Annotated in this window: 23 protein-coding genes; 20 read left to right on the plus strand and 3 right to left on the minus strand. The window is 66.4% G+C overall.

The features are described from left to right. Positions 1–97: 97 nt before the first annotated feature. From thrS to pdxS, 7 genes are all read left to right on the plus strand, one after another. Complete coding sequence (gene thrS, locus HQ354_RS23205; protein WP_207890760.1) at positions 98–2,122, plus strand: threonine--tRNA ligase; 2,025 nt, start codon at positions 98–100, stop codon at positions 2,120–2,122. 2 nt (positions 2,123–2,124) lie between these two features. Continuing rightward, positions 2,125–2,667, plus strand: a complete 543-nt coding sequence (locus HQ354_RS23210; RefSeq protein WP_068424394.1) for an HIT domain-containing protein — start codon at positions 2,125–2,127, stop codon at positions 2,665–2,667. A gap of 25 nt (positions 2,668–2,692) precedes the next feature. Further along, positions 2,693–3,370, plus strand: coding sequence for a phosphatidylinositol phosphate synthase (gene pgsA / locus HQ354_RS23215; protein WP_114329641.1), 678 nt, complete (start codon positions 2,693–2,695; stop codon positions 3,368–3,370). Next, on the plus strand, positions 3,367–4,272 hold the full coding sequence (locus HQ354_RS23220) for a phosphatidylinositol mannoside acyltransferase (RefSeq protein WP_222634098.1): 906 nt from the start codon (positions 3,367–3,369) through the stop codon (positions 4,270–4,272). Before pgsA ends, HQ354_RS23220 begins: the two co-directional genes overlap by 4 nt. Then, the gene (locus tag HQ354_RS23225; RefSeq protein ID WP_222634099.1) at positions 4,269–5,393 is read left to right on the plus strand and encodes a glycosyltransferase family 4 protein; all 1,125 of its coding nucleotides are present in this window, start codon (positions 4,269–4,271) and stop codon (positions 5,391–5,393) included. Before HQ354_RS23220 ends, HQ354_RS23225 begins: the two co-directional genes overlap by 4 nt. Next, on the plus strand, positions 5,393–6,418 hold the full coding sequence (locus tag HQ354_RS23230; RefSeq protein ID WP_222634100.1) for an NUDIX domain-containing protein: 1,026 nt from the start codon (positions 5,393–5,395) through the stop codon (positions 6,416–6,418). Before HQ354_RS23225 ends, HQ354_RS23230 begins: the two co-directional genes overlap by 1 nt. A gap of 132 nt (positions 6,419–6,550) precedes the next feature. Continuing rightward, positions 6,551–7,480, plus strand: coding sequence for a pyridoxal 5'-phosphate synthase lyase subunit PdxS (gene pdxS, locus HQ354_RS23235; RefSeq protein ID WP_308115102.1), 930 nt, complete (start codon positions 6,551–6,553; stop codon positions 7,478–7,480). 43 nt (positions 7,481–7,523) lie between these two features. Here pdxS and HQ354_RS23240 read toward each other — a convergent pair whose 3' ends face one another. After that, positions 7,524–8,144: a hypothetical protein gene (locus HQ354_RS23240; protein WP_261769038.1), complete on the minus strand. Its 621-nt coding sequence runs from the start codon at positions 8,142–8,144 to the stop codon at positions 7,524–7,526. A 54-nt stretch (positions 8,145–8,198) separates the two neighbouring features. On the opposite strand from HQ354_RS23240, the gene HQ354_RS23245 reads away from it, so the two are divergent. From HQ354_RS23245 to HQ354_RS23300, 12 genes are all read left to right on the plus strand, one after another. Beyond that, on the plus strand, positions 8,199–9,050 hold the full coding sequence (locus HQ354_RS23245) for an acyl-CoA thioesterase II (protein WP_222634101.1): 852 nt from the start codon (positions 8,199–8,201) through the stop codon (positions 9,048–9,050). Next, entirely contained in the window at positions 9,047–9,649 is a 603-nt protein-coding gene (gene pdxT / locus HQ354_RS23250) for a pyridoxal 5'-phosphate synthase glutaminase subunit PdxT (protein ID WP_222634102.1), read from the plus strand. The genes HQ354_RS23245 and pdxT overlap by 4 nt, the downstream gene beginning before the upstream one ends. A gap of 91 nt (positions 9,650–9,740) precedes the next feature. Continuing rightward, positions 9,741–10,496, plus strand: coding sequence for a YebC/PmpR family DNA-binding transcriptional regulator (locus tag HQ354_RS23255; RefSeq protein ID WP_222634103.1), 756 nt, complete (start codon positions 9,741–9,743; stop codon positions 10,494–10,496). 92 nt (positions 10,497–10,588) lie between these two features. Beyond that, complete coding sequence (gene ruvC / locus HQ354_RS23260; RefSeq protein ID WP_114329631.1) at positions 10,589–11,206, plus strand: crossover junction endodeoxyribonuclease RuvC; 618 nt, start codon at positions 10,589–10,591, stop codon at positions 11,204–11,206. Continuing rightward, the gene (gene ruvA, locus HQ354_RS23265) at positions 11,203–11,808 is read left to right on the plus strand and encodes a Holliday junction branch migration protein RuvA (protein WP_114329629.1); all 606 of its coding nucleotides are present in this window, start codon (positions 11,203–11,205) and stop codon (positions 11,806–11,808) included. The genes ruvC and ruvA overlap by 4 nt, the downstream gene beginning before the upstream one ends. Next, entirely contained in the window at positions 11,805–12,881 is a 1,077-nt protein-coding gene (gene ruvB, locus HQ354_RS23270; protein ID WP_068424368.1) for a Holliday junction branch migration DNA helicase RuvB, read from the plus strand. Before ruvA ends, ruvB begins: the two co-directional genes overlap by 4 nt. Positions 12,882–13,040: 159 nt before the next feature. Continuing rightward, on the plus strand, positions 13,041–13,436 hold the full coding sequence (yajC, locus tag HQ354_RS23275; protein WP_222634104.1) for a preprotein translocase subunit YajC: 396 nt from the start codon (positions 13,041–13,043) through the stop codon (positions 13,434–13,436). Positions 13,437–13,558: 122 nt separating this feature from the next. Continuing rightward, entirely contained in the window at positions 13,559–15,286 is a 1,728-nt protein-coding gene (secD, locus tag HQ354_RS23280) for a protein translocase subunit SecD (protein WP_222634105.1), read from the plus strand. Position 15,287: 1 nt separating this feature from the next. Beyond that, the gene (secF, locus tag HQ354_RS23285) at positions 15,288–16,475 is read left to right on the plus strand and encodes a protein translocase subunit SecF (protein WP_068424364.1); all 1,188 of its coding nucleotides are present in this window, start codon (positions 15,288–15,290) and stop codon (positions 16,473–16,475) included. After that, positions 16,475–18,187 (plus strand): ABC transporter substrate-binding protein, encoded by a 1,713-nt coding sequence (locus HQ354_RS23290; protein ID WP_167677008.1) that lies wholly within the window; start codon positions 16,475–16,477, stop codon positions 18,185–18,187. Before secF ends, HQ354_RS23290 begins: the two co-directional genes overlap by 1 nt. Further along, entirely contained in the window at positions 18,184–18,738 is a 555-nt protein-coding gene (locus HQ354_RS23295; RefSeq protein ID WP_068424358.1) for an adenine phosphoribosyltransferase, read from the plus strand. Before HQ354_RS23290 ends, HQ354_RS23295 begins: the two co-directional genes overlap by 4 nt. Before the next feature lie 73 nt (positions 18,739–18,811). After that, complete coding sequence (locus HQ354_RS23300) at positions 18,812–21,187, plus strand: bifunctional (p)ppGpp synthetase/guanosine-3',5'-bis(diphosphate) 3'-pyrophosphohydrolase (RefSeq protein WP_068424355.1); 2,376 nt, start codon at positions 18,812–18,814, stop codon at positions 21,185–21,187. Between the two features lie 62 nt (positions 21,188–21,249). Here the strand turns inward: HQ354_RS23300 and HQ354_RS23305 are convergent, their stop codons facing one another. Together HQ354_RS23305 and HQ354_RS23310 are read right to left on the minus strand one after the other, a co-directional pair. Then, positions 21,250–22,053: a peptidylprolyl isomerase gene (locus HQ354_RS23305; protein ID WP_222634223.1), complete on the minus strand. Its 804-nt coding sequence runs from the start codon at positions 22,051–22,053 to the stop codon at positions 21,250–21,252. Then, positions 22,053–22,913 carry a peptidylprolyl isomerase gene (locus tag HQ354_RS23310; protein WP_222634106.1) on the minus strand — a complete coding sequence of 287 codons (861 nt, stop codon included), beginning with the start codon at positions 22,911–22,913 and terminating at the stop codon, positions 22,053–22,055. The genes HQ354_RS23305 and HQ354_RS23310 overlap by 1 nt, the downstream gene beginning before the upstream one ends. A 173-nt stretch (positions 22,914–23,086) precedes the next feature. Here HQ354_RS23310 and HQ354_RS23315 point away from each other — a divergent pair, with 173 nt between their 5' ends. Next, the gene (locus HQ354_RS23315; RefSeq protein WP_167677010.1) at positions 23,087–23,779 is read left to right on the plus strand and encodes an MBL fold metallo-hydrolase; all 693 of its coding nucleotides are present in this window, start codon (positions 23,087–23,089) and stop codon (positions 23,777–23,779) included.

Here is a 23,779-nt window from a genome sequence, read left to right on the forward strand (position 1 = left end):
GCCGATAGGCTGTCATCGGTCTCACCGGCCGCGAAGAACGAACGAGGAGCACATCGCTGTGAGTAGTCCCGGAAACGCCGTCTTGCCCGCACGCATCATGGTGCCGGCTGGAACGACCGCCGGAACGGCGCTCCGTGACACCGGGTTACCCAACAAGGGTCCCGACGCGATCGTCGTCGTTCGTGACGCGGACGGCAAGCTACGCGACCTCTCGTGGGCTCCCGACGTCGACGCCGAGGTCGACCCGGTACCGGCGAACACCGACGACGGACGCAACGTCATCCGGCATTCGGCGGCGCACGTTCTCGCGCAGGCCGTGCAGGAGCTGTTCCCCGACGCCAAGCTCGGAATCGGCCCGTTCATCAAGGACGGCTTCTACTACGACTTCGACGTGAAGGAACCCTTCACGCCCGAGGATCTGACCAAGCTCGAGAAGAAGATGAAGCAGATCGTCAAAGCGGGACAGCGCTTCTCGCGTCGCGTCTACGAGTCGATCGAGCAGGCACGCGAGGAACTGGCGAACGAGCCGTACAAGCTCGAACTGGTCGACGACAAGTCCGACATCGACGACCCCGAGATCATGGAGGTCGGCGGCGGTGAGCTGACGGCGTACGACAACCTCAATCCGCGCACCGGAGAACGCATCTGGGGCGACCTGTGCCGCGGACCCCACATTCCGACGACCAAGTACGTGCCCGCGTTCAAGCTGACGCGCAGTTCCGCAGCGTACTGGCGCGGTAACCAGGAGAATGCGGGCCTGCAGCGCATCTACGGCACCGCCTGGGAGTCGACCGAGGCACTCGATCACCACCTCGAGCTGCTCGCCGAAGCCGAGCGTCGCGACCACCGCAAGCTCGGCTCGGAACTCGACCTGTTCAGCTTCCCCGACGAGCTCGGATCCGGCCTTCCCGTGTTCCATCCCAAGGGCGGCGTGATCCGCAACGAGCTGGAGAACTACTCACGGCAGCGTCACATCGAGGAGGGGTACGAGTTCGTCAACACCCCGCACATCACCAAGGGGCACCTCTACGAGGTCTCCGGTCACCTCGACTGGTACCGCGACGGCATGTTCCCGGCGATGCACCTCGACGCCGAACTGGACGATGACGGCGCTGTCCGCAAGCCCGGCCAGGACTACTACCTGAAGCCGATGAACTGCCCGATGCACAACCTGATCTTCCGGTCGCGCGGTCGCTCCTACCGTGAACTGCCGCTCAGGCTGTTCGAGTTCGGCTCGGTCTACCGCTACGAGAAGTCGGGCGTCATCCACGGACTCACCCGTGTGCGCGGCATGACGCAGGACGACGCGCACATCTTCTGCACGCGCGAGCAGATGCGCGACGAGCTCACTCGCACATTGGAATTCGTGCTCGGGTTGCTGAAGGACTACGGCCTCGACGATTTCTACCTGGAGTTGTCGACCCGTAACCCCGAGAAGTCCGTCGGTAGCGACGAGGTGTGGGAGGAAGCGACGAACACCCTCGCCGAGGTGGCGGCCGCGTCGGGTCTGAACCTGGTTCCGGATCCGGGTGGCGCCGCGTTCTACGGTCCGAAGATCTCGGTCCAGGCGAAGGACGCGCTCGGACGCACCTGGCAGATGTCGACCATTCAATTGGACTTCAACCTGCCCGAACGCTTCGAGCTCGAATACACCGGTTCCGGCGGCGTCAAGGAACGCCCCGTGATGATTCACCGAGCACTGTTCGGGTCGATCGAGCGGTTCTTCGGTGTGCTGACCGAACACTACGCAGGTGCGTTCCCGGCATGGCTGTCACCGGTTCAGGTCGTCGGAATTCCGGTGGCCGAGGTACACCAGGACCACCTGTTCGCCGTCGTCGCCGAGTTGAAGAAGCGTGGAATTCGCGCCGAGGTCGACGCAAGCGACGATCGGATGCAGAAGAAGATCTTCAACCAGACGGCTCAGAAGGTCCCGTTCATGCTCCTGGCCGGTGAGCGCGACGTCGAAGCCGGTGCGGTCAGCTTCCGGTTCCGCGACGGTACCCAGGTGAACGGGGTTCCGACGGAACGCGCCGTCGAACTGATCTCCGACTGGATTGCCGCCCGTGACAACGCATCTCCGACGGCCGAGCTCTTTCTTCCCGACACTTCAGGAGTGAGCTGAACATGCCCGAACAGGACGCCACGATCGTCGACACCGGGGTGGGTGATCCGGATCGGTTGGAGCGGTTGTGGACGCCGCATCGGATGTCGTACATCACCGAAGCGCCGGAATCGAAGAATCACTCCAGCGAACCGTTCACCGACATCCCGAAGATGACGGACGAGGACGGGCTGGTCGTGGCGCGCGGCGAGCAGGTCTACGCGGTGCTGAATCTGTACCCGTACAACCCGGGCCACACGATGATCGTGCCGTACCGGCGCGTCGCCGCGCTCGAAGACCTGACCCGGGCCGAGAGCGACGAGTTGATGGCCTTCACGCAGCAGGCCATCCGCGTCATCAAGACGGTGTCGCGTCCGCACGGGTTCAACGTGGGTTTGAACCTGGGCGCCGCCGCGGGTGGTTCGCTCGCCGAACACCTGCATCAGCACATCGTCCCCAGGTGGGGCGGCGACGCGAACTTCATCACCGTCGTCGGCGGTGCGAAGGTCATGCCCCAACTACTTCGGGACACACGGGCATTGCTGGCGTCGGCCTGGGCCGAATGACTACGATTCTGCAGGGGGGTGCGTCGTGCTGAGTATCTTGGGTCGAGCGCCGGTGTCCAAAGTGACGGCGCCACTCGGACGTGCGCTCAATGCCACCGGCCTGACTCCCAACTCGGTGACTCTGATCGGAACGGTCGTCACCGTCGTCGCCGCCATCACGATGTTCCCGGCCGGGTACCTGTTCTGGGGCACCATGGTCATCACGCTGTTCGTGCTGTTCGACATGCTCGACGGGGCGATGGCCCGGGCGCGCGGTGGCGGCACGAAATACGGGGCAGTACTCGATGCCACCTGCGATCGCGTCGCCGACGGTGCGATCTTCGCCGGTCTCGCGTGGTGGGCCGTGTTCAGCGAGAACGACAAGGTTCTCTTCGTCGCGACACTGGTGTGCCTCGTGACGTCGCAGGTCATCTCCTATGCGAAGGCTCGCGCCGAGGCCAGCGGCCTGTCGGCGGACGGTGGCTGGATCGAACGTCCCGACCGCCTGGTGATCGTGCTCGTCGCAGCCGGTCTCACCGGCATCGGCAGGCACTTCGACATCCCCGGCCTGCAGAGTGTTCTCTACCCCGCGATGTGGGTGCTGGCAGCCCTCAGCGTCGTCACCGTGTTCCAGCGCGTGCTCGCCGTGCGCGGATCGGACGGTGCCCGCGACATCATCACGCCGCCGTCGAGTGACGCCACGGGAAAGACCGAATCGGCATGACGTTCGCCGAACGCGCCACCGATGCCGGGTACGCGGCAGGGTGGCGAGTAGTGCGTGCCCTGCCCCACGGCCTGGCGAGGAGGGCGTTCGACACGGGCGCCGACGTCGCGGCGTCGCGGCACGGGGGACCACAGCAACTCAGGCGCAATCTAGCCCGGGTCTTGGACGTCACCCCGGACGCGGTCCCCGACGATCTGATCCGGGCGAGCGTGCGGTCGTACGCACGGTACTGGCGTGAAGCGTTCCGGCTGCCCTCGATGGATCTCGACGCCCAGGCCGCCGTCATCGACGGGTGTGTGCAGGGACGAGAACACTTGGACGCGGCCCTCGCCGACGGCTCCGGGGCCGTTCTCGCGTTGCCGCACAGCGGGAACTGGGACATGGCAGGTATGTGGCTCGTGCGCTACTACGGTCGATTCTCGACGGTCGCGGAGCGGCTGAAACCGGAGTCGCTCTATCAGCGTTTCGTCGACTATCGCGAGAGCCTCGGTTTCGAGATCTTCCCGTTGAGCGGCGGCGAGACTCCGCCGTTCGCGGCGCTGTCGGATCGTCTGCGCGACAACAAGGTCGTGTGCCTGCTCAGTGAGCGCGATCTGGCCCGACACGGTGTTCCCGTCGAGTTCTTCGGTGAGCAGACGCGGATGGCCGCAGGCCCTGCGAAGCTCGCTATCGACACCGGTGCCCACCTGCTTCCCGTGCACTGCTGGTTCGACGGCGACGGCTGGGGCTTTTCGATCTCGCCGCGCATCGACGTCACGGCCGGGATCGACAGCGCCACACAGGCTCTCGCGGACGTGTTCGCGGCGAACATCGCCGCGCACCCGGAGGACTGGCACATGCTGCAGCCGCTGTGGCTGTCCGACCTGAGCCAGGCCAGGCGCGATCGAATCGAGGGCACGTGAAGATCGGAATGGTCTGCCCGTACTCGTTCGACGTTCCGGGCGGCGTCCAGGCCCACGTCGAACAGCTCGCCGACGTGTTCATCGAGCGTGGCCATCGCGTCAGCGTCCTCGCGCCCGCATCCGAGGAAACGACGCTGCCGGAGTTCGTCGTCTCCGCGGGCGAAGCGCTCGCGATTCCCTACAACGGATCCGTTGCACGGCTCCGTTTCGGACCCGTCACCTACGCGCGCATCAGGCGTTGGATCGCCGAGAACGACTTCGACGTCCTGCACATTCACGAACCGAACGCGCCGAGTCTGTCGATGTTGGCCCTCAAGGCCGCCGAAGGTCCGATCGTCGCCACCTTCCACACGTCGACGACGAAATCGTTGGTACTGAGCACCTTTCAAGGGGTGCTGCGGCCGTACCACGAGAAGATCAGCGGACGCATCGCTGTCTCCGAGCTGGCCCGCCGCTGGCAGGTCGAAGCGCTCGGAAGCGACGCCGTCGAAATCCCCAACGGCGTCGACGTGCAGGCGTTCGCCCGCGCCCCGATGCTCTCGGGTTACCCACGCGCAGGCCGAACCGTGCTTTTCCTCGGACGCTTCGACGAACCACGCAAGGGCATGGCGGTCCTGCTCGGCGCGTTACCGACGCTCGTCGAACACCACCCCGACCTCGAGATTCTGGTCGTCGGACGTGGAGACGAGGAGAAGCTGCGCCGCGACGCAGGCCCGCTTGCGCGGCACCTGACGTTCCTCGGACAGGTCGACGACGACGTCAAGGCGTCGGCGATGCGCAGCGCCGACGTGTACTGCGCCCCCAACCTCGGCGGCGAGAGTTTCGGCATCGTGCTGGTCGAGGCGATGGCGTCGGGAACCGCGGTGGTGGCGAGCGAACTCGACGCGTTCCGGCGGGTGTTGCGCGACGGGACCGCTGGGGTGCTCGTTCCGATCGACGACTCTGCAGCGTTGGCGACGGCGCTCGACTCGGTGCTGTCGTCCGACGCCACACGGCAAGCACTGGTCGACGCGGCCAGCGCGGTCGTCGTCGAGTACGACTGGCCGGTGGTCGCCGAACAGATCATGCGGGTGTACGAGACGGTGACCGTCGGAGGTCAGAAGGTCAGGGCGGCGAGCTGATGACGTTCTCGGCACTGACCATCCTGATTCTCGGGGCGATCGCGGCGGTGATTCTGGTCGTCGGGCTCTGGGCTTACGGGACGGCGAACCGGCTCGACCGACTGCACGTGCGCACCGATCTCGCGTGGCAGTCGCTCGACGCGGCGCTGGCGCGTCGAGCGGTCGTCGCGCGTGCGGTGTCGGCGGCGACGCGCGCTCGGCTCACCGAATCGAGGAAACTCGCGTCGCTCGCCGACGTCGCCGAACGGGCGGACCGCGTGCACCGTGAGGACGCCGAGAACGCGCTGTCCGTCGCGCTCGCCGCGGTCGATTCGACCGAACTTCCGCCGCAGCTCGTCGCCGAACTGGCCGACGCCGAAGCGCGCGTGTTGATCGCGAGGCGGTTCCACAACGACGCGGTGCGCGACACGCTGGCACTCCGCACGACCCGTCCGGTCCGCGTCCTGCATCTCGGTGGCACGGCGCCGTTGCCTGCCTACTTCGAGATCGTCGAGCGGTCTGCATCCGCGACGTACGGAACCGAGGGTCGAGCCGTGCAACGGACGTCGTCGCGTGTCGTTCTCGTCGACGAGCGCGGACGGGTGCTGCTGCTGCGCGGCCACGATCCGACCGTTCCCGACGTCTATTTCTGGTTCACGATCGGCGGCGCCGTCGAACCCGGCGAGAACCTGCGCGAGGCGGCGGCACGCGAGGTACTGGAAGAAACCGGGCTCGTCGCGGCGGCGGCGGATCTGAAGGGCCCGATGTGGCGACGCGTCGCCACGTTCCCGTTCAACGGGACGCTTCTGCGGTCCGAGGAATTGTTCTTCGCCTACCGCACGCAGGAGTTCGAGCCCGAGCACTCGGGGTTCACCGATCTGGAACGGCGCACGGTCACCGGACATCGGTGGTGCACCGAGGACGACATCCGGTCGCTGGCGGCGACGGGGGAGACCGTCTACCCGCAGGATCTCGCCGAACTGCTCGACGAGGTCAACATCGTGTTGGCGCGACGCGTCGAACCCGAGGTCCGCGCGATTCGCTGAGAACGACGGCGTCGAGAGGTCCAGAAAATCCCGATTGGCTATGGAATGCCGGTCCACTCCTGCCTACACTCGGTCGCGCCGTGAGCAGCAGTGCCGGCAACGCCATCGTTCCCATATCTACAGGAGTTCGTCGTGAGTACCCCCATCGTGCCAGTGAACAGCCACACCGACAGCGGCGACGGCGGCGTCGGAACGGCCAGGGTCAAGCGCGGTATGGCCGAGATGCTCAAGGGCGGCGTGATCATGGACGTCGTCACCGCCGAACAGGCCAAGATCGCCGAGGATGCAGGCGCCGTCGCGGTGATGGCACTCGAGCGCGTGCCCGCCGACATCCGTGCTCAGGGTGGCGTGTCGAGGATGAGCGACCCGGACATGATCGACAGCATCATCTCGTCCGTCTCGATCCCCGTCATGGCCAAGGCACGCATCGGTCACTTCGTCGAGGCGCAGATACTGCAGAGCCTCGGGGTCGACTACATCGACGAGTCCGAAGTCCTCACCCCGGCCGACTACGCCAACCACATCGACAAGTGGAAGTTCACCGTCCCGTTCGTGTGTGGAGCCACGAACCTCGGCGAGGCGCTGCGCCGGATCACCGAGGGCGCGGCCATGATTCGCTCCAAGGGCGAGGCGGGCACGGGTGACGTGTCGAACGCAACCACGCACATGCGGAAGATCCGTGACGAGATCCGACGACTCACGTCGCTGCCCGAGGACGAATTGTACGTGGCCGCAAAGGAATTGCAGGCGCCCTACGATCTCGTGGTCGAGGTCGCGAAGGCAGGCAAGCTGCCGGTGACGCTGTTCACCGCGGGCGGCATCGCCACGCCTGCCGACGCGGCGATGATGATGCAGCTCGGCGCCGAGGGTGTCTTCGTCGGATCGGGAATCTTCAAATCCGGCAACCCGCAGCAGCGCGCCGAGGCCATCGTCAAGGCCACCACGTTCCACGACGACCCCGATGTCCTCGCCAAGGTCTCGCGTGGTCTCGGCGAGGCGATGGTCGGCATCAACGTCGACGATCTGCCCGTCGGCCACCGTCTGGCCGAGCGCGGCTGGTGAACCGCATGTGAGTGCGAATGCGTGCTCCAGCACGCATTCGCACTCACGAGGGGATGATCGCAGGCCGGTCGGGATGGTCCCAGCGGACGAGGAAATCGGGCCGGTCGGTCACGTCCCGGTAGTACTCGGCCAGCGGTTCGAGAGTCCACTGTTCGGATTCACCGGTCCTCCTGCGAAGAGTCGCCGCGGACAGCGTCAGATGTACGACGACGGCAGCGGATACCCGTCCCAGCAGCATCGGTCCGGCGACGATCACCAGGTGGTCCGGGGCCGCGTCGACCAGCGTGGCGCGGGCCGAGCGGTCCGTCGCTTCGTCCCACAACCGGGGCAGGATTCGGCCACGACCGCCGGGCTGCAGCGGTGCGATCACCTCACGGTCGAGGGCGTCGAAGTCGAACCACGTGGTCCGGTAGGTGAGTTCGTCGGTCCGCGAGTACTCGAAGCGCAACGACGCGGGTCTGACGAAGTCGTGAAGGTCGATCACCGTCGCCGACCGTCCGTCGGACGCGGCGACATCACGGACGCGCGTGGCGAATTCGACCGGATCGGCCGCGTCCGCGCCGTCGATCGCGACGACGGCGCGACGTCCGCGCGGAGTTCGTTCGACGATCGTATGGGCGAGACGATCCGGAAAGATCGGTTGAACGGCAGGCACGTCGACCATCCTGCCTGTACGGCTGCTTGTTAGCCTTCTTCGGCAGCTAGAGAAAGGTGACCCATGGCCAGTATCGAGGACATTCTCGAACTAGAGCGCATCGAGAACGACATCTTTCGAGGCAGAACGTTCCCGAGTCTGCTCCAGCGCACCTTCGGTGGACAGGTCGCCGGTCAGGCGCTCGTGTCCGCGGTGAACACCGTCGAGGAGCAGTATCGGGTGCACTCGCTGCACGGTTACTTCATTCGACCGGGGAAGCCGACCGAACCCACGATCTACCTCGTGGATCGCATCCGCGACGGCCGGTCGTTCTGCACTCGGCGCGTCACCGGAATCCAGGACGGCAAGGCCATCTTCACGATGTCGGCGTCCTTCCATGTCGACGACGACGGCATCTCGCACCAGGACACGATGCCGCGTGCCGTCGACCCCGAATCTCTGCCCGATCCGCGTGAACTGCCCGACTACGACCACTCGTTCTACGCGGAGTGGAAGGAGTGGGACATCCGGCGTATCCCGGACGATCAGCAGGACAAGCATGCGAGTTTCGCGGCGCAGCAACGAGTGTGGTTCCGCTACCGCGATCGGTTGCCGGACAGCCAGGTGTTCCATGTCTGTGCACTGGCGTACATGTCGGACATGACGCTCATCGGCTCGGCGAAGGTGCCGCACCCGGACGTCGTCACGCAGACCGCGTCGCTCGATCACGCGCTGTGGTTCCTGCGCCCGTTCCGTGCCGACGAATGGTTGCTCTACGACCAGACGTCGCCGTCCGCGGATTTCGGTCGTGCTCTCGCGCAGGGCCGGATCTTCGATCGGCAGGGCCGAATGGTCGCGGCCGTCGTGCAGGAGGGGCTGATGCGGTTCGAACGTGACACGAGCAAGTCCGCCACAGACCCGTTCACGCCTCGATGACCGAGCCGACGATCGGCGTTCTGGCGCTGCAGGGCGACGTGCGCGAGCACCTCGTAGCGCTGGAAACCAGCGGAGCACACGGCATCACGGTGCGCAGGCCCGAGGAACTCGACGCGGTCGACGGTCTGATCGTCCCCGGCGGAGAGTCGACCACCATGAGCACGCTGCTCTCGGTGTTCGACCTGCTCGAACCACTCCGCGCCCGGTTGAAGGACGGCTTGCCCGCGTACGGGTCCTGCGCGGGCATGATCCTGCTGGCGAGCGAGATACTGGACACTCGGCCCGACGCACAGCATCTCGACGGCCTCGACATCACCGTTCGACGCAACGCGTTCGGTCGGCAGGTCGATTCCTTCGAAACCGACCTCGACGTCGTCGGCATCGACGGGGATCCCGTCCGCGCGGTCTTCATTCGCGCACCGTGGGTCGAACGCGTCGGCGCCGGCGTCGAGGTCCTCGCGACCGTCCCCGACGGCCCAGCCGAGGGGCGCGTCGTCGCGGTGCGTCAGGGAAGCGTCATGGCGACCAGCTTCCACCCCGAGGTCACCGGTGACCGCCGCGTGCACCGGCTGTTCGTGGACCTCGTCCTAGCGGCCTGATCGGGTTCGACCGCCATCGCGGCGTCGGACGCCCGAGGGCGCGCGTAAACTGTGCAGACACTTGTATGCAGTACGAAAGGGGCTCCATCGTATGAGCGGCCACTCCAAATGGGCCACCACCAAGCACAAGAAGGCTGTGATCGACGCCAAGCGCGGCAAGTCGTTCGCCAAGCTGATCAAGAACATCGAGGTGGCGGCCCGCACCGGTGGTGGAGACCCCTCGGGTAACCCGACGCTGTACGACGCCATTCAGAAGGCGAAGAAGACGTCGGTTCCCAACGACAACATCGAGCGGGCACGCAAGCGCGGTGCGGGCGAGGAAGCCGGTGGCGCCGACTGGCAGACCATCATGTACGAGGGCTACGGCCCCAACGGTGTCGCGGTGCTGATCGAGTGCCTCACCGACAACCGCAATCGCGCAGCCGGCGAGGTGCGTGTCGCGATGACGCGCAACGGCGGCAACATGGCCGACCCGGGTTCGGTGTCCTATCTGTTCTCCCGCAAGGGACTGGTCACCCTCGAGAAGAACGGTCAGTCCGAGGACGACGTCCTCATGGCCGTGCTCGACGCCGGTGCCGAGGAAGTCAACGACAACGGTGACACGTTCGAGATCGTCAGTGAGCCGACCGACCTCGTCGCAGTCCGTACCGCTCTGCAGGACGCGGGCATCGACTACGACTCCGCCGAGGCCAGCTTCCAGGCGTCGGTCAGCGTTCCGGTCGACGCGGACGGCGCACGCAAGGTGTTCAAGCTGATCGACGCACTCGAGGACAGCGACGACGTACAGAACGTGTACTCCAACGTCGACATCTCGGACGAGGTGCTGGCCGAACTCGACGTCGACTAGGTCGGCGCACCGGGCGGGTGTCGCACACGCCCGCCCGGGCGTCCCTCCGCTACGCTATCGAACAACAGTTCGTAGGCGGAAGGTGTGCCAGAGTGCGTGTGATGGGCGTCGATCCCGGCTTGACCCGCTGCGGGTTGAGTTTGATCGAAGGCGGTACCGGGAGGAGCGTCACCGCGCTCGACGTCGACGTCGTCCGTACTCCCGCGGACATGGAACTCTCCCAGCGTCTACTCCGTATTTCCGAGGCAGCCGAGTACTGGCTCGACACCCACAAGCCCTCCGTGGTCGCGATCGAACGTGTCTTCGCGCAGCACAACGTGCGGACGGCGATGGGTACGGCTCAGGCCGGGGGTGTCATCGCCCTCGCAGCCGCCAGGCGCGGCATCGACGTCTGCTTCCACACGCCCAGTGAGGTCAAGGCAGCCGTCACCGGTAACGGAAGTGCCGACAAGGCGCAGGTCACCGCGATGGTGATGCGTATTCTCGGCCTGCAGGTCGCACCGACGCCCGCGGACGCCGCGGATGCTCTCGCGCTCGGGATCTGTCATTGTTGGCGGGCTCCGATGATCGCCCGAATGGCACAGGCCGAGAAGATGGCGGCGGAGCAGAAGCGCAAGTACGAAGCGAGGCTCGCCGAGGAGCGCAAGGCACGTGCGGCACGCAAGTCCGCAGCCGAGCGTGAGGTGGCACGAAAGGCAGGTGCGCGGTGATCGCGTCGATACGCGGCGAAGTCCTCGAGATCGCCCTCGATCACGCCGTGTTGGAAGCGTCGGGCGTCGGATACCGCGTCAACGCGACGCCCGCGACTCTCGGAACGTTGAGCCGCGGCGCCGAGTCGAGGTTGCTGACCACGATGATCGTCCGCGAGGACTCGATGACCCTGTACGGCTTCTCGGACAACGAGACGCGTGACCTCTTCTCGCTGCTGTTGACGGTGTCCGGCGTCGGGCCGCGCATCGCGATGGCGACGTTGGCGGTCCTCGACCCGCATGCGCTGCGTACGGCACTCGCGGACAGCAATGTGACGGCGTTGACGCGTGTGCCCGGGATCGGCAAGCGCGGCGCCGAACGCATGATCGTCGAGCTGCGCGACAAGGTCGACGCGATCGTCGGATCGTCGGGTGTTCCGTTGCCGTCCGGCAGCGCCGCCGGTTCACCGGTACGTGATCAGATCGTCGAAGCGCTCACGGGACTCGGCTTCGCCGTCAAACAGGCCGAGGACGCCACCGATTCGGTCCTCGCGGCGCAGCCCGACGCGTCGACATCGGCCGCGCTGCGGTCGGCTCTGGCCTACCTGAGCAAGAGCAAATGACCGACGAGTCCGACATCGACGAGTCGCAGGTGACCGCCCAGGCCACCCCGGACGATCTCGACATCGAAACGAGCCTGCGACCGAAGTCGCTGACGGATTTCATCGGCCAACCCCGTGTGCGGGAGCAGCTGCAACTGGTGCTGTCCGGTGCCAAGCTCCGCGGTGGCACTCCGGACCACATTCTGATGTCGGGACCTCCCGGTCTCGGCAAGACCTCGATGGCGATGATCATCGCTCAAGAACTCGGTACGTCCCTGCGCTTGACGTCGGGGCCCGCGCTCGAACGGGCGGGCGATCTCGCCGCCATGCTCAGCAACCTCGTCGAGGGTGACGTTCTGTTCATCGACGAGATCCACCGCATCGCTCGACCTGCCGAGGAAATGCTGTATCTCGCGATGGAGGACTTTCGGGTCGACGTCGTGGTCGGCAAAGGTCCCGGCGCCACGTCCATACCCCTCGAAGTCGCGCCGTTCACCCTCGTCGGCGCCACCACCAGGTCCGGCGCATTGACCGGCCCGCTCCGAGACCGGTTCGGCTTCGTCGCTCACATGGATTTCTACGAGCCGGAGGAACTCGAGCGCATTCTGCTCCGGTCGGCCGGAATCCTGGGTGTCCCGATCGACAAGGGCGGGTGCGCCGAGATCGCGGGACGGTCCAGGGGCACGCCTCGTATCGCCAACCGTCTGCTCCGACGTGTCCGCGACTACGCCGACGTGCGCGGCGACGGCACCGTGACGAAGGACACCGCGAAAGCGGCGCTCGTGGTCTACGACGTCGACGACCTGGGCCTCGACCGACTCGACCGGGCCGTCCTCAGCGCGCTGATCCGCAGCTTCGGGGGAGGGCCGGTGGGCGTGTCGACGCTGGCAGTGGCGGTCGGCGAAGAACCTGCGACGGTCGAGGAAGTGTGCGAGCCGTTCCTGGTCCGAGCCGGAATGATCGCGCGCACCCCGCGCGGACGCGTCGCCACGGCAGCCGCGTGGGAGCACCTGGGTCTCGTGCCTCCTCCGGATCTCGCCATCGGCGGTATCACGGTTCGGGCGAGCGAGCCTCAACAGGGCCTATTCGAATAATCTGCTGATAATCGGTGGGAGCCGAGCAGTGGACGACCCCGGTAATGGCACACTGGGGGCCATGCACGGACTCCGCTGCGGAGTTCGAGCGTGCGCACCGCACGTACCGATGACTTTCCGAACACCCCGTACTACGAAACTTCGAGGACTGACGTAAAGATGGAACTGCTCTTCCCGCTCCTGATCGTGGCCCTGCTCGTACCGATGTTCCTGAACGTCCGCAAGCAGAAGAAAATCATGGCCGACACGCAGGCGCTGCAGGATTCGCTGAAGATCGGCGACGAGGTCGTCACCACCGCCGGGCTGTACGCACGTGTCGTGCTCGTCGAGGACGACACCGTCGACCTCGAAATCGCCGACGGCATCGTCACCACGTGGTCGCGCGCCGTCGTCCGCGAAGTTCTTCCCGCCGACACCGAGGGCGACGAGGAATTCTCCGCGCCCGACGACCTGTCCGGCATCGGTGACTCCACTCCGTCGCTCGAGAAGCCGGCACCCCAGGCTCCCGCAGACGAAACCACCTCGCAGACCACACGTCGCCTCGACAAGGAGTGACCTCGGCCCAGCACCGTCGCCGCTGTCGGACCTGATCCGGCAGCGGTTTCGCGTGCCGGGGAACGCGTCCCCCTCGTCCAACCCAGCATGCCGTCCGAAAGCCCAGAGGAGAATCACACACCGTGGCACCTTCCAGCGGATCGGTGCATCCAGGTCGCTATCTAGCCGTGTTCGCGGTTCTGATGGCTGCCGTGTATGCACTGGTCTTCTTCACCGGAGACAAGTCGCCGAGTCCCAAACTGGGCATCGACCTGCAGGGCGGCACGCGCGTCACCTTGACCGCACGAACCCCTGACGGCAGCGCGCCGAGCCAGGACAGCTTGAAGCAGGCTCAGCAGATCATCGAGACGCGCGTCAACGGTCTCGGCGTCTCGGGGTCCGAGGTCGTCATCGACGGCGACAACCTGGTCATCACGGTTCCCGGCGACGACAGCTCGCAGGCTCGATCGCTCGGACAGACGGCACGTCTGTTCATTCGGCCCGTCCAGAGCGCCTTGCAGCCGTCGGCCGGCGCGCAGGCGCCTGCGACCGAAACGCCGGCTCCGGCCGCGCCGACGACCGAGGCACCGGCACCTGCAGGCGATTCGGTCCCGCAGGGACGCCCGTTCCCGGCACAGGACCCGAGCGCAGTCGACCCGACTCCCTCTCCCGAAGCCCCCGCTGTGGACACCACTTCGTCCGAGGAGCCCGCGACCGAAGGCACCGAGAGCGAGCAGGCTGCCGCACAGATCGCCGAGGCCAAAGCCTCGCGGCAGAGCGAAGACCCTCAGGTTCAGCAGACTGCGGCCGCGACGATCGACTGCAACGCGCCCGACCCGCTGCAGGGTAACGACGACCCGGCGCTGCCCCTCGTCGCGTGCTCCACGGACGGTACCGCGGTCTACATCCTCGGCCCGAGCATCATCGACGGACAGCAGATCGCCGATGCGACGTCGGGTTTCAACACCCAGCAGTCGCGTCACGAGGTCAGTCTGAGTTTCGACTCCGAAGGAAGCACCACGTGGGCACAGTTCACCGGTGCCAACATCGGTAGTCAGGCCGCGTTCACGCTCGACTCCAAGGTCGTCAGCGCCCCGCAGATCCAGGGCGCGACCCCCGCCGGCAGCGCGACGTCGATCACGGGGCAGTTCACCGCCCAGTCCGCGGCCGAGTTGGCGAACACCCTGAAGTACGGATCGCTGCCGCTGTCGTTCGCGTCGTCGGAAGCCGAAACGGTGTCCGCGACTCTCGGACTTGCATCGCTCGAGGCGGGCCTCATCGCGGGCGCGATCGGTCTGGCCCTCGTGCTGGTGTACTGCCTGATCTACTATCGGGCGCTCGGACTGCTGACCGCGTTGTCACTGGTCCTGGCCGGGTTGATGGTCTACGGCATCCTGGTACTGCTCGGTCGGTGGATCAACTTCACCCTCGACCTGGCAGGTATCGCCGGTCTGATCATCGGCATCGGTATGACCGCCGACTCGTTCGTGGTGTTCTTCGAACGCATCAAGGACGAGATTCGCGAGGGACGCAGCTTCCGGTCCGCCGTTCCGCGAGGATGGGCCCGCGCCCGCAAGACGATCCTGTCCGGTAACGCGGTCAGCTTCATCGCCGCCGCTGTGCTGTACGTGCTCGCTGTCGGCCAGGTGCGTGGATTCGCGTTCACACTCGGCTTGACGACGATCCTCGACGTCGTCGTCGTCGTTCTCGTCACGTGGCCGCTCGTCTACCTGGCGTCCAAGTCCACGTTCTGGTCCAAGCCCGGGGTCAACGGCCTCGGCGCCGTCGCCGAGATCGCGCAGGAACGCAAACGTGCGGCCGCGCGACCGAAGCCCGACACTGCGGCCGCCGCGCCGACCAAGGGGGCATGACATGTCCGATTCTCCCCGCAGCGACGTCGAGGGTTCGACGCTCGTGAAGGACGCCGACGTCGCACAGGACGCTCAGCCGCATCATGGTTGGCTGAATCGCCTCTACACCGGTACCGGTGCATTCGAGGTCGTCGGACGTCGGCGCTTCTACTACCTGCTGACCGGTGCGATCGTCCTGATCTGCCTGCTGAGCATGGTCTTCCGCGGCTTCACGCTCGGCATCGACTTCGAGGGTGGAACGAGGATCCAGCTCCCGGCCGCCGACAATGTCAGCACCGAACAGGTCGAGACCGTCTTCTCCGACACGCTCGGATTCGAGCCGGTGTCCGTGCAGACCGTCGGTTCCGGTGCCGCGGCCACCGTGCAGGTGCGGTCCGAGGCCCTCGACGCAGGCCAGGTCGACAGCGTGAAGACTGCCTTGTTCGACGCGTTCCAGCCCGTCGACGGCAGCGGAACCGCCACGCCGAACGCGATCAGCGTGTCCGACGTCAGTGAGACGTGGGGTGGTCAGATCACGCAGAAGGCGTTGATCGCGCTCGTGGTGTTCCTGGTGATCGTCAGTATCTACATCTCGATACGCTACGAACGGGACATGGCGTTGGCGGCGCTCGCCGCGCTCGGGTTCGACCTGTTGGTCACAGCCGGTGTCTACTCGCTCGTCGGATTCGAGGTGACGCCGGCGACGGTCATCGGTCTGCTCACGATCCTCGGTTTCTCGCTCTACGACTCCGTCGTCGTGTTCGACAAGGTCGAGGAGAACACTCGCGGCATCCTGCACCTGAACCGCAAGACCTACGCCGAACAGGCCAACCTGGCTGTCAACCAGACGTTGATGAGGTCGATCAACACGACCGTCATCGGTGTGCTTCCGGTGCTGGCGTTGATGATCGTGGCGGTGTGGCTGCTCGGCGTCGGAACGCTGAAGGACCTGGCCCTCGTCCAGCTCGTCGGCATGATCGTCGGCGCGTACTCGTCGATCTTCTTCGCGACGCCGCTGCTCGTCACGCTCAAGGAGAAGTGGGGTCCGGTCGCAGCGCACACCAGGAAGGTGTTGGCCAAGCGCGCCGAGGCGGCCCAGCGCGGCGGGGGAGCCACGCCTGCCGTCGCCGTCGCGTCCAAGGCTCCCGCGTCGGTGACTCCGACGCCCGGTTCGCGGCCGACCGGAAAGCGGAACAAGAAGAGGCGTTGATGCACGCACGGATCGGGGTAGTGCGCACGACGACGGCAGCGGTGGCTGCCGTCGTCACGGCATCGGTCGTAGCGGGCTGTTCGGCAGCCGAGGACCAGGTTCCGTCCATCGGGTACGCGCTCGACAACGTCGTCTCGACGTACAACGCGAACACCGTCGACGGCGCGGCATCGGGTGCGCGACAAGCGTTCCCGCGGGTGCAGACCGGGTTCAGCTATCTGGGGCCGGAGGGAGAAGCGCTGGCGGACAACGACATCGGCAGTGCGGCCGTCGTGCCCGGCGACGTGCTGACGGTGCGGTACGTGATCGCGCCACAGGCCGTGTACTCCGACGGGGTTCCGATGACGTGCGACGATCTCGTGCTGACATGGGCTGCCAACAGCGGCCGCTTCGTGGCGGGCGAGAACGATCTGCCACTGTTCGACGCGGCGTCGACGGCCGGGTACAAGGACATCGATCAGGTCGCCTGCAGCGCGGGAGCCAAGGAAGCCACGGTCACGTTCCGGGCCGGGCGCTCGTACTCGGACTGGCGAAATCTGTTCGGCGCCACCGACATTCTCCCCGCCCATGTCGCAGCCCGGGTGGCAGGCGTTCCCGACGTCGTCGCGCCGATCGCGTCGGACGACCTCGACGTCGTCGGCCGCATCGCCGAATTCTGGAACACCGGGTGGAATCTGACGCCCGGCTCGGTCGACACGTCGTTGCTGCCGTCGAACGGTCCGTATCGGGTCGATTCCTACACCGCGGACGGCGGTCTCGTACTCGTCGCCAACGACAAGTGGTGGGGCATCGCCCCGTCCACCGATCGAATAGTCGTGTGGCCCAAGGGAACCGACATTCAGTCTCGTGCCGGTGACGGCGAACTGGAAGTCATCGACCACGGGGCGGGTAACGACGTCCCGGCGGACGGGTTCGCACGTACCGACTATCCGTCCACCGGCATCGAGCAACTGACGTTCGCGACGAGCGGTGCACTCGCCCCGTCGGCTGCGCGTCGTGCGATCGCGCTGTGCACGCCGCGACAGTCCTTGTTCGACAGCTACGGTCACCCCGGTTTCGACGAGACGACCGGTGTCGGGTCGGGCGTCGTCGATTCGCGTCTCGTTCGCGTCGACGATCTGCTGTACGCGCCGGTGGCGGCGACGGCGGCGAACCGGTTCCGTCAGCCCGACATCGCCACGGCGACGGCCGAACTCGCCGGTGCAGGCATCGACGGCCTCACCGTCCGTATCGGATACCTCGCGCCGGATTCGCGTCGCGCCCAGATCGTCGCGGACATCGCGGCCGCGTGCGCACCGGCCGGAATCACGGTGCAGGACGCGGGTTCACCGCAGTTCTCGCCGACGGCACTCCGAACGGGCGAGGTGGACGCGATTCTCGGTTCCACGGCGTCGGCGTCCGGTGCCGCGGGTTCGGTGTCCGACGCGACTGCCCACGACAGTCTGCACAGCGGTGCGGGCAGCAACGTCGGCGGCTACGCGAACGGTCGTATCGACGCGATCGTCGACCAACTGTCCGTGGAAACCTCGGATGCCTCGCGTCTCGCGCTGTCGACCGAGGGCGAGAACATTCTGTGGAACGACATGCCGTCGTTGCCACTGTTCTCGGCCCCGCGAACCGCGGCCGTGGCCGACGGTATGGGCAACGTCGTCGTCGATCCGACGGCCGCGGGTATCGGCTGGAACATGGACAGGTGGATACTTCTTCGGTGAGTAGACACAGCGACCCGTCCGTGACGACCGAGAGCACGGCGTCGAAGAACATCGACCGACTCGTACGGTGGGCGGACGACTTCCCGACCGCGGGTGTGCGTTTCGCCGATCTGACCCCGGTGTTCGCCGACGCCGTCGGTCTTTCATCCGTCATCGACGAGCTGGCCGTCGCGGGCGAGGGCACCGATCTCGTCGCCGGTATCGACGCCCGCGGATTCCTGCTCGGGGCAGGCGTGGCGTTGGCACTCGGTTCGGGAGTTCTGGCCATGCGCAAAGCGGGCAAGCTTCCTCCGCCGGTGGTGTCCCAGCGATACGAACTCGAATACGGCGCAGCCGAACTGGAGATCCCCGAGGCGATTGATGTCTCGGGCCGCCGTGTTCTCGTCGTCGACGACGTGCTGGCCACCGGTGGCACCATCGCCGCGGCCGCGGAGCTGCTGCGAGGGCGCGGCGCCGAGATCGTCGGTGCCGCCGTCGTCCTCGAGATCGCTGCGCTCGGTGGACGTTCGCGATGCGAGGGGTACCCGGTCACCTGCCTGAAGCAGGTGTGAGGACTAAAGTTGTCCCATACTGCGTTCCAAGCGGGAGCGACACGACGCAGACAGCGCGGCAGGAGGCGATCACATGACCCGTTCCGTCGACCGATCCGTGCCAGAACGATCCAGGCCGGAGACCGAGCAGAACGACGCGGGGGAGCAGCAGGCCACGCCGTCTCGGGCGGCAACCGGTAGAACCACGCCCGCGGTGCCGACGTCGGCGTCGAGACGAGTCCGCGCGCGACTGGCGCGTCGTATCACGGCCGGACGCAGCACGGCGGTCAAGCCGGTGCTAGAGCCGCTGGTGTCCATGCACCGGGAGTTGTACCCGAAAGCCGATCTCGCGCTGCTGCAGCGGGCGTACGACGTCGCCGACGAACGGCATGCGACGCAGATGCGCAAGTCGGGCGATCCGTACATCACCCATCCGCTCGCCGTCGCGAACATTCTCGCCGAGCTGGGCATGGACACGACGACGCTCGTCGCCGCGCTGCTGCACGACACCGTCGAGGACACCGGGTATTCGCTGACTCAGCTGACCGACGAGTTCGGCGAAGAGGTCGCGCACCTGGTCGACGGCGTCACCAAGCTGGACAAGGTCGTTCTCGGGTCCGCGGCCGAGGGCGAAACCATCCGCAAGATGATCATCGCCATGGCCCGCGACCCGCGTGTGCTCGTCATCAAGGTCGCCGACCGGTTGCACAACATGCGCACGATGCGGTTCCTGCCGCCGGAGAAGCAGGCGCGCAAGGCCAAGGAGACGCTGGAGGTCATCGCGCCGCTCGCGCATCGCCTCGGCATGGCGACGGTCAAGTGGGAACTCGAGGACCTCGCGTTCGCGATCCTGCACCCCAAGAAGTACGACGAGATCGTCCGCCTGGTCGCAGATCGGGCGCCGTCGAGGGACACCTACCTCGAGAAGGTGCGTGCCGAGATCAACGCGTCGCTGTCCGCGTCGCGCATCAGTGCCGCGGTCGAGGGGCGTCCCAAGCACTACTGGTCGATCTACCAGAAGATGATCGTCAAGGGGCGCGACTTCGACGACATCCACGATCTCGTCGGCGTTCGCATCCTGTGCGACGAAATTCGCGACTGTTACGCCGCGGTCGGCGTCGTGCACTCGCTGTGGCAGCCGATGGCAGGCCGGTTCAAGGACTACATCGCGCAGCCGCGGTACGGGGTCTACCAGTCGTTGCACACCACCGTCGTCGGTCCGGAGGGCAAGCCGCTCGAAGTGCAGATTCGCACCCGCGACATGCACAGGACGGCCGAGTTCGGCATCGCCGCGCATTGGCGCTACAAGGAGACACGCGGCAAGCACGGCAGCGACAACGCCGAGGTCGACGACATGGCGTGGATGCGTCAGTTGCTCGACTGGCAGCGTGAAGCCGCCGACCCGGGCGAGTTCCTCGAATCACTGCGCTACGACCTCGCGGTCAAGGAAATCTTCGTCTTCACGCCGAAGGGCGACGTCGTGACGCTGCCCGCCGGGTCCTGTCCGGTGGACTTCGCGTACGCCGTGCACACCGAGGTCGGGCACCGCTGTATCGGCGCCCGCGTCAACGGCAGACTCGTCGCCTTGGAACGCACGCTCGACAACGGTGAGGTCGTCGAGGTCTTCACGTCGAAGGCCGTCAACGCCGGGCCGAGCCGTGACTGGCAGGGGTTCGTCGTCTCGCCGCGCGCGAAGACGAAGATCCGCCAGTGGTTCGCGAAGGAGCGCCGCGAGGAAGCACTCGAAGCAGGCAAGGATGCGATCGCCAAGGAGGTCCGCCGCGGCGGTCTTCCGTTGCAGCGGTTGATGAATGCCGAGTCGATGTCGACCATCGCTCACGAACTGCGCTACGTCGACGTGTCGGCGTTGTACACGGCTGTCGGCGAGAGCCACGTGTCCGCGCAACACGTCGTCCAGCGGCTCGTCGCGCACCTGGGCGGGGTCGGTGACGTCGAGGAGCAGTTGGCCGAGAGGGCAACGCCGTCGACCATTCCGACGCGGCCGCGTCACGTCGGCGATGCGGGCGTGCTCGTGTCCGGTACCGAGGGCGTCGTCGCCAAACTCGCCAAGTGCTGCACCCCGGTCCCGGGTGACGAGATTCTCGGCTTCGTGACGCGAGGAGGTTCGGTGAGTGTGCACCGGACCGACTGCACCAACGCGAAGTCGCTCGGTGAGCAGTCGGAACGATTCATCGACGTGCAGTGGGCTCCGTCGGCGTCGTCGGTGTTCCTGGTGGCGATTCAGATCGAGGCGCTCGACCGGCATCGGCTTCTGTCCGACGTGACGAAGGCGTTGGCGGACGAGAAGGTCAACATCCTGTCGGCGTCGGTGGCGACGTCGGGCGATCGCGTCGCGATCAGCAAGTTCACGTTCGAAATGGGCGACCCGAAGCACCTGGGCCACGTGTTGAACGTCGTACGCAACGTCGAAGGCGTCTACGACGTCTACCGGCTCACGTCGGCGGCGTAAGGCGGCTTTGCCGCCCGTGAGTGCGAATGTACAGCCCGCTGTACATTCGCACTCACGTGGCGCTACTGCGCGACTACCGTCTCGAGCGTGACCTCGGCGTTCGGCGCACCGTCTCCGCCGGGGGTCGCGACGCCCGCGGCTGCGACCTTGTCGAGCGTGGCGAGTCCTTCCTCGGAGATCGTGCCGAACACGGTGTACTGCGGCGGCAACACGGAATCCGCGTAGACGAGGAAGAACTGGCTTCCGTTCGTGTCGGGACCGGCGTTCGCCATCGCGACGGTGCCACGCGGGTACACGACCGGCTGCGACGACGCGGGATCTCCGACGGGATATGCCGTGGTCGGGTATTCGTTCGCGAACTCGTAGCCCGGGCCGCGGTTGCCCTGCCCGGACGGGTCACCGCACTGCAGGACTTCGAGTCCCGGCGTCGTGGTCAGCCGGTGGCAGGTCGTGTCGTCGAAGTAGCTCTGCGTCGCCAGACTGGTGAAACTGTTGACGGTGCACGGAGCTTCGCCGCGGTCGAGAACCAGCTGAATCGGGCCTTGGCTCGTCGTGATCGCGACGTCGACGGTGCCTTGCGTCGACACCCCGTCGGTCGCCGGTGGGGTGTTGTCCTTGATGGCGGGCGTCGCCTCCGGGTAGTCGCACGTCGTCGTCGACGCCTCGGGTGACGGAACAGCGGGCAGAGAACCGAACCGGCTGAGGTCGAGCTGCTGCTGCTCCGTCGTCGGCGCGGCCGAGGTGGTCGAGCCGGCCGAGCCGGACGTCGTCGACGACGCGGTGCCGGAACCGTCGGACGAGCAGCCGGCCACGAGAAGGGCGACGGCGGCTGCGCCGGCGAGGACTGCGGGTGAGGTACGGCGCATCACAGGTCACTCACCATCGACGTGATGTCCACGGGCTGCGCGGGCTTGCCGTCCTGGGCGCCGCCTTCCACGCCTGCGGCTGCGATCTTGTCCAACGTCTGCAGTCCCGTCTCGTCGATGGTGCCGAACACTGTGTACGCGGGAGGAAGCGTCGAGTCGCCGTACACGAGGAAGAACTGGCTGCCGTTGGTGCCGGGTCCGGCATTGGCCATCGCGATGGTGCCACGGGGGTACGTGATCGGTTCGTCGGCTGCCGGGTCACCCTCGGCGAACTGGTCGGCGGGGAATTCGTCGGCGAATTCGTATCCGGGGCCGCCCATTCCGGTACCGGCCGGGTCACCGCACTGGAGCACGCTCAGCGAGGCGCTCGTCGTCAGTCGGTGGCACGAGGTGCCGTCGAAGTAGCCCTGATTGGCCAGGGAGACGAAGCTGTTCACGGTGCACGGGGACTGGGGGTTGTTCAGGGTCAGGCCGATGTTGCCCTGCGACGTCGCCATGCTGTAGCTCAGCGGTTCGTCCGACGTCGGAACGCCGTCGGTGCGCGGGGGAGTGTTCTCCTTCGCCGCGGGCTGTGCCGACGCAGGGTAGGCGCAGGTCACGGTGTCGGCCAACGGCTCGGACCGGCCGTCGGCGATGAGCGTGTCCGAGGAGGGCGTGGCGGACGCGGTGGTCTCCGACTCGTCGTCGCCGCCTCGGGTCAACGCGAACACCACGGCGACCGCTCCGACCACAACGACGACGCCCAGTACGGATCCTGCGATCGTCAGCTGCTTGCGCTTCTTCGCACGCTCGGCACGGCGTTCGAGCTGCCGCTCGAGTTTCCTTTTCGCCGCCTCACGCCGCTGCTCGTTGCTGGGCACTTCGGTATCCTCCTGCTCGTCCAGGGCCGAAACCGGCCGTGAGTGAGTGTGCCATTACTTCCTGAGAAGTGACTGACGGGCATCACAGGCGCACAGTGCCGGAGTGGAGCCTGCAGGAACGACCGGATTACTGTGGACGAACTACCTGGCCGCAACCCTTAGGAGCTAGTGCTGTGCTCGTCACCGGATTCCCGGCGGGGATGTTCCAGACCAACTGCTACATCCTCGCGCAGGACGATGCGACCGAATGTGTCGTCGTCGATCCCGGACAGGATGCTGCGGAACCGTTGATCGAGTTCTTGAACTCGTCGTCCATGACGCCGGTCGCGGTGCTGTTGACACACGGTCATCTCGATCACACGTGGTCGGTCGCACCGGTGTGCGCCAAGTTCGGTATCCCGGCCTACATCCACGACGACGACCGCTACATGCTCTCCGATCCGCTGCGCGGGACAGGTCCGACGCTCGCCGCGCTGTTGGGAGACGCGGAGTTCCACGAGCCCGAGACGGTCGAGAATCTGGTCGGAGGTTCCACACTCGAGCTCGCGGGCATCACGTTCGAGGTTCTGCACACGCCGGGGCACACGCAGGGATCGGTTGTCTTCACGACCGACGTCGACACCCCGGACGGCACGGCAACGATCGCGTTGACGGGCGACACGTTGTTCGCGGGTTCGATCGGGCGCACCGACCTACCCGGCGGCAACCACGAGCAACTGCTGGCCTCGATCGCGACCACACTGTTGCCGCTGGCCGACGAGACGGTGATCCTGCCCGGCCATGGCGGCCAGAGCACGATCGGCCAGGAACGGGCGTCGAACCCTTTCCTCGTTGGACTGTCCGGCCCCGAACAAGGAACACTGTGA

Source organism: Rhodococcus sp. BP-261 (assembly GCF_019835205.1).
GTDB classification, from domain to species: Bacteria; Actinomycetota; Actinomycetes; order Mycobacteriales; family Mycobacteriaceae; genus Rhodococcoides; species Rhodococcoides kyotonensis_B.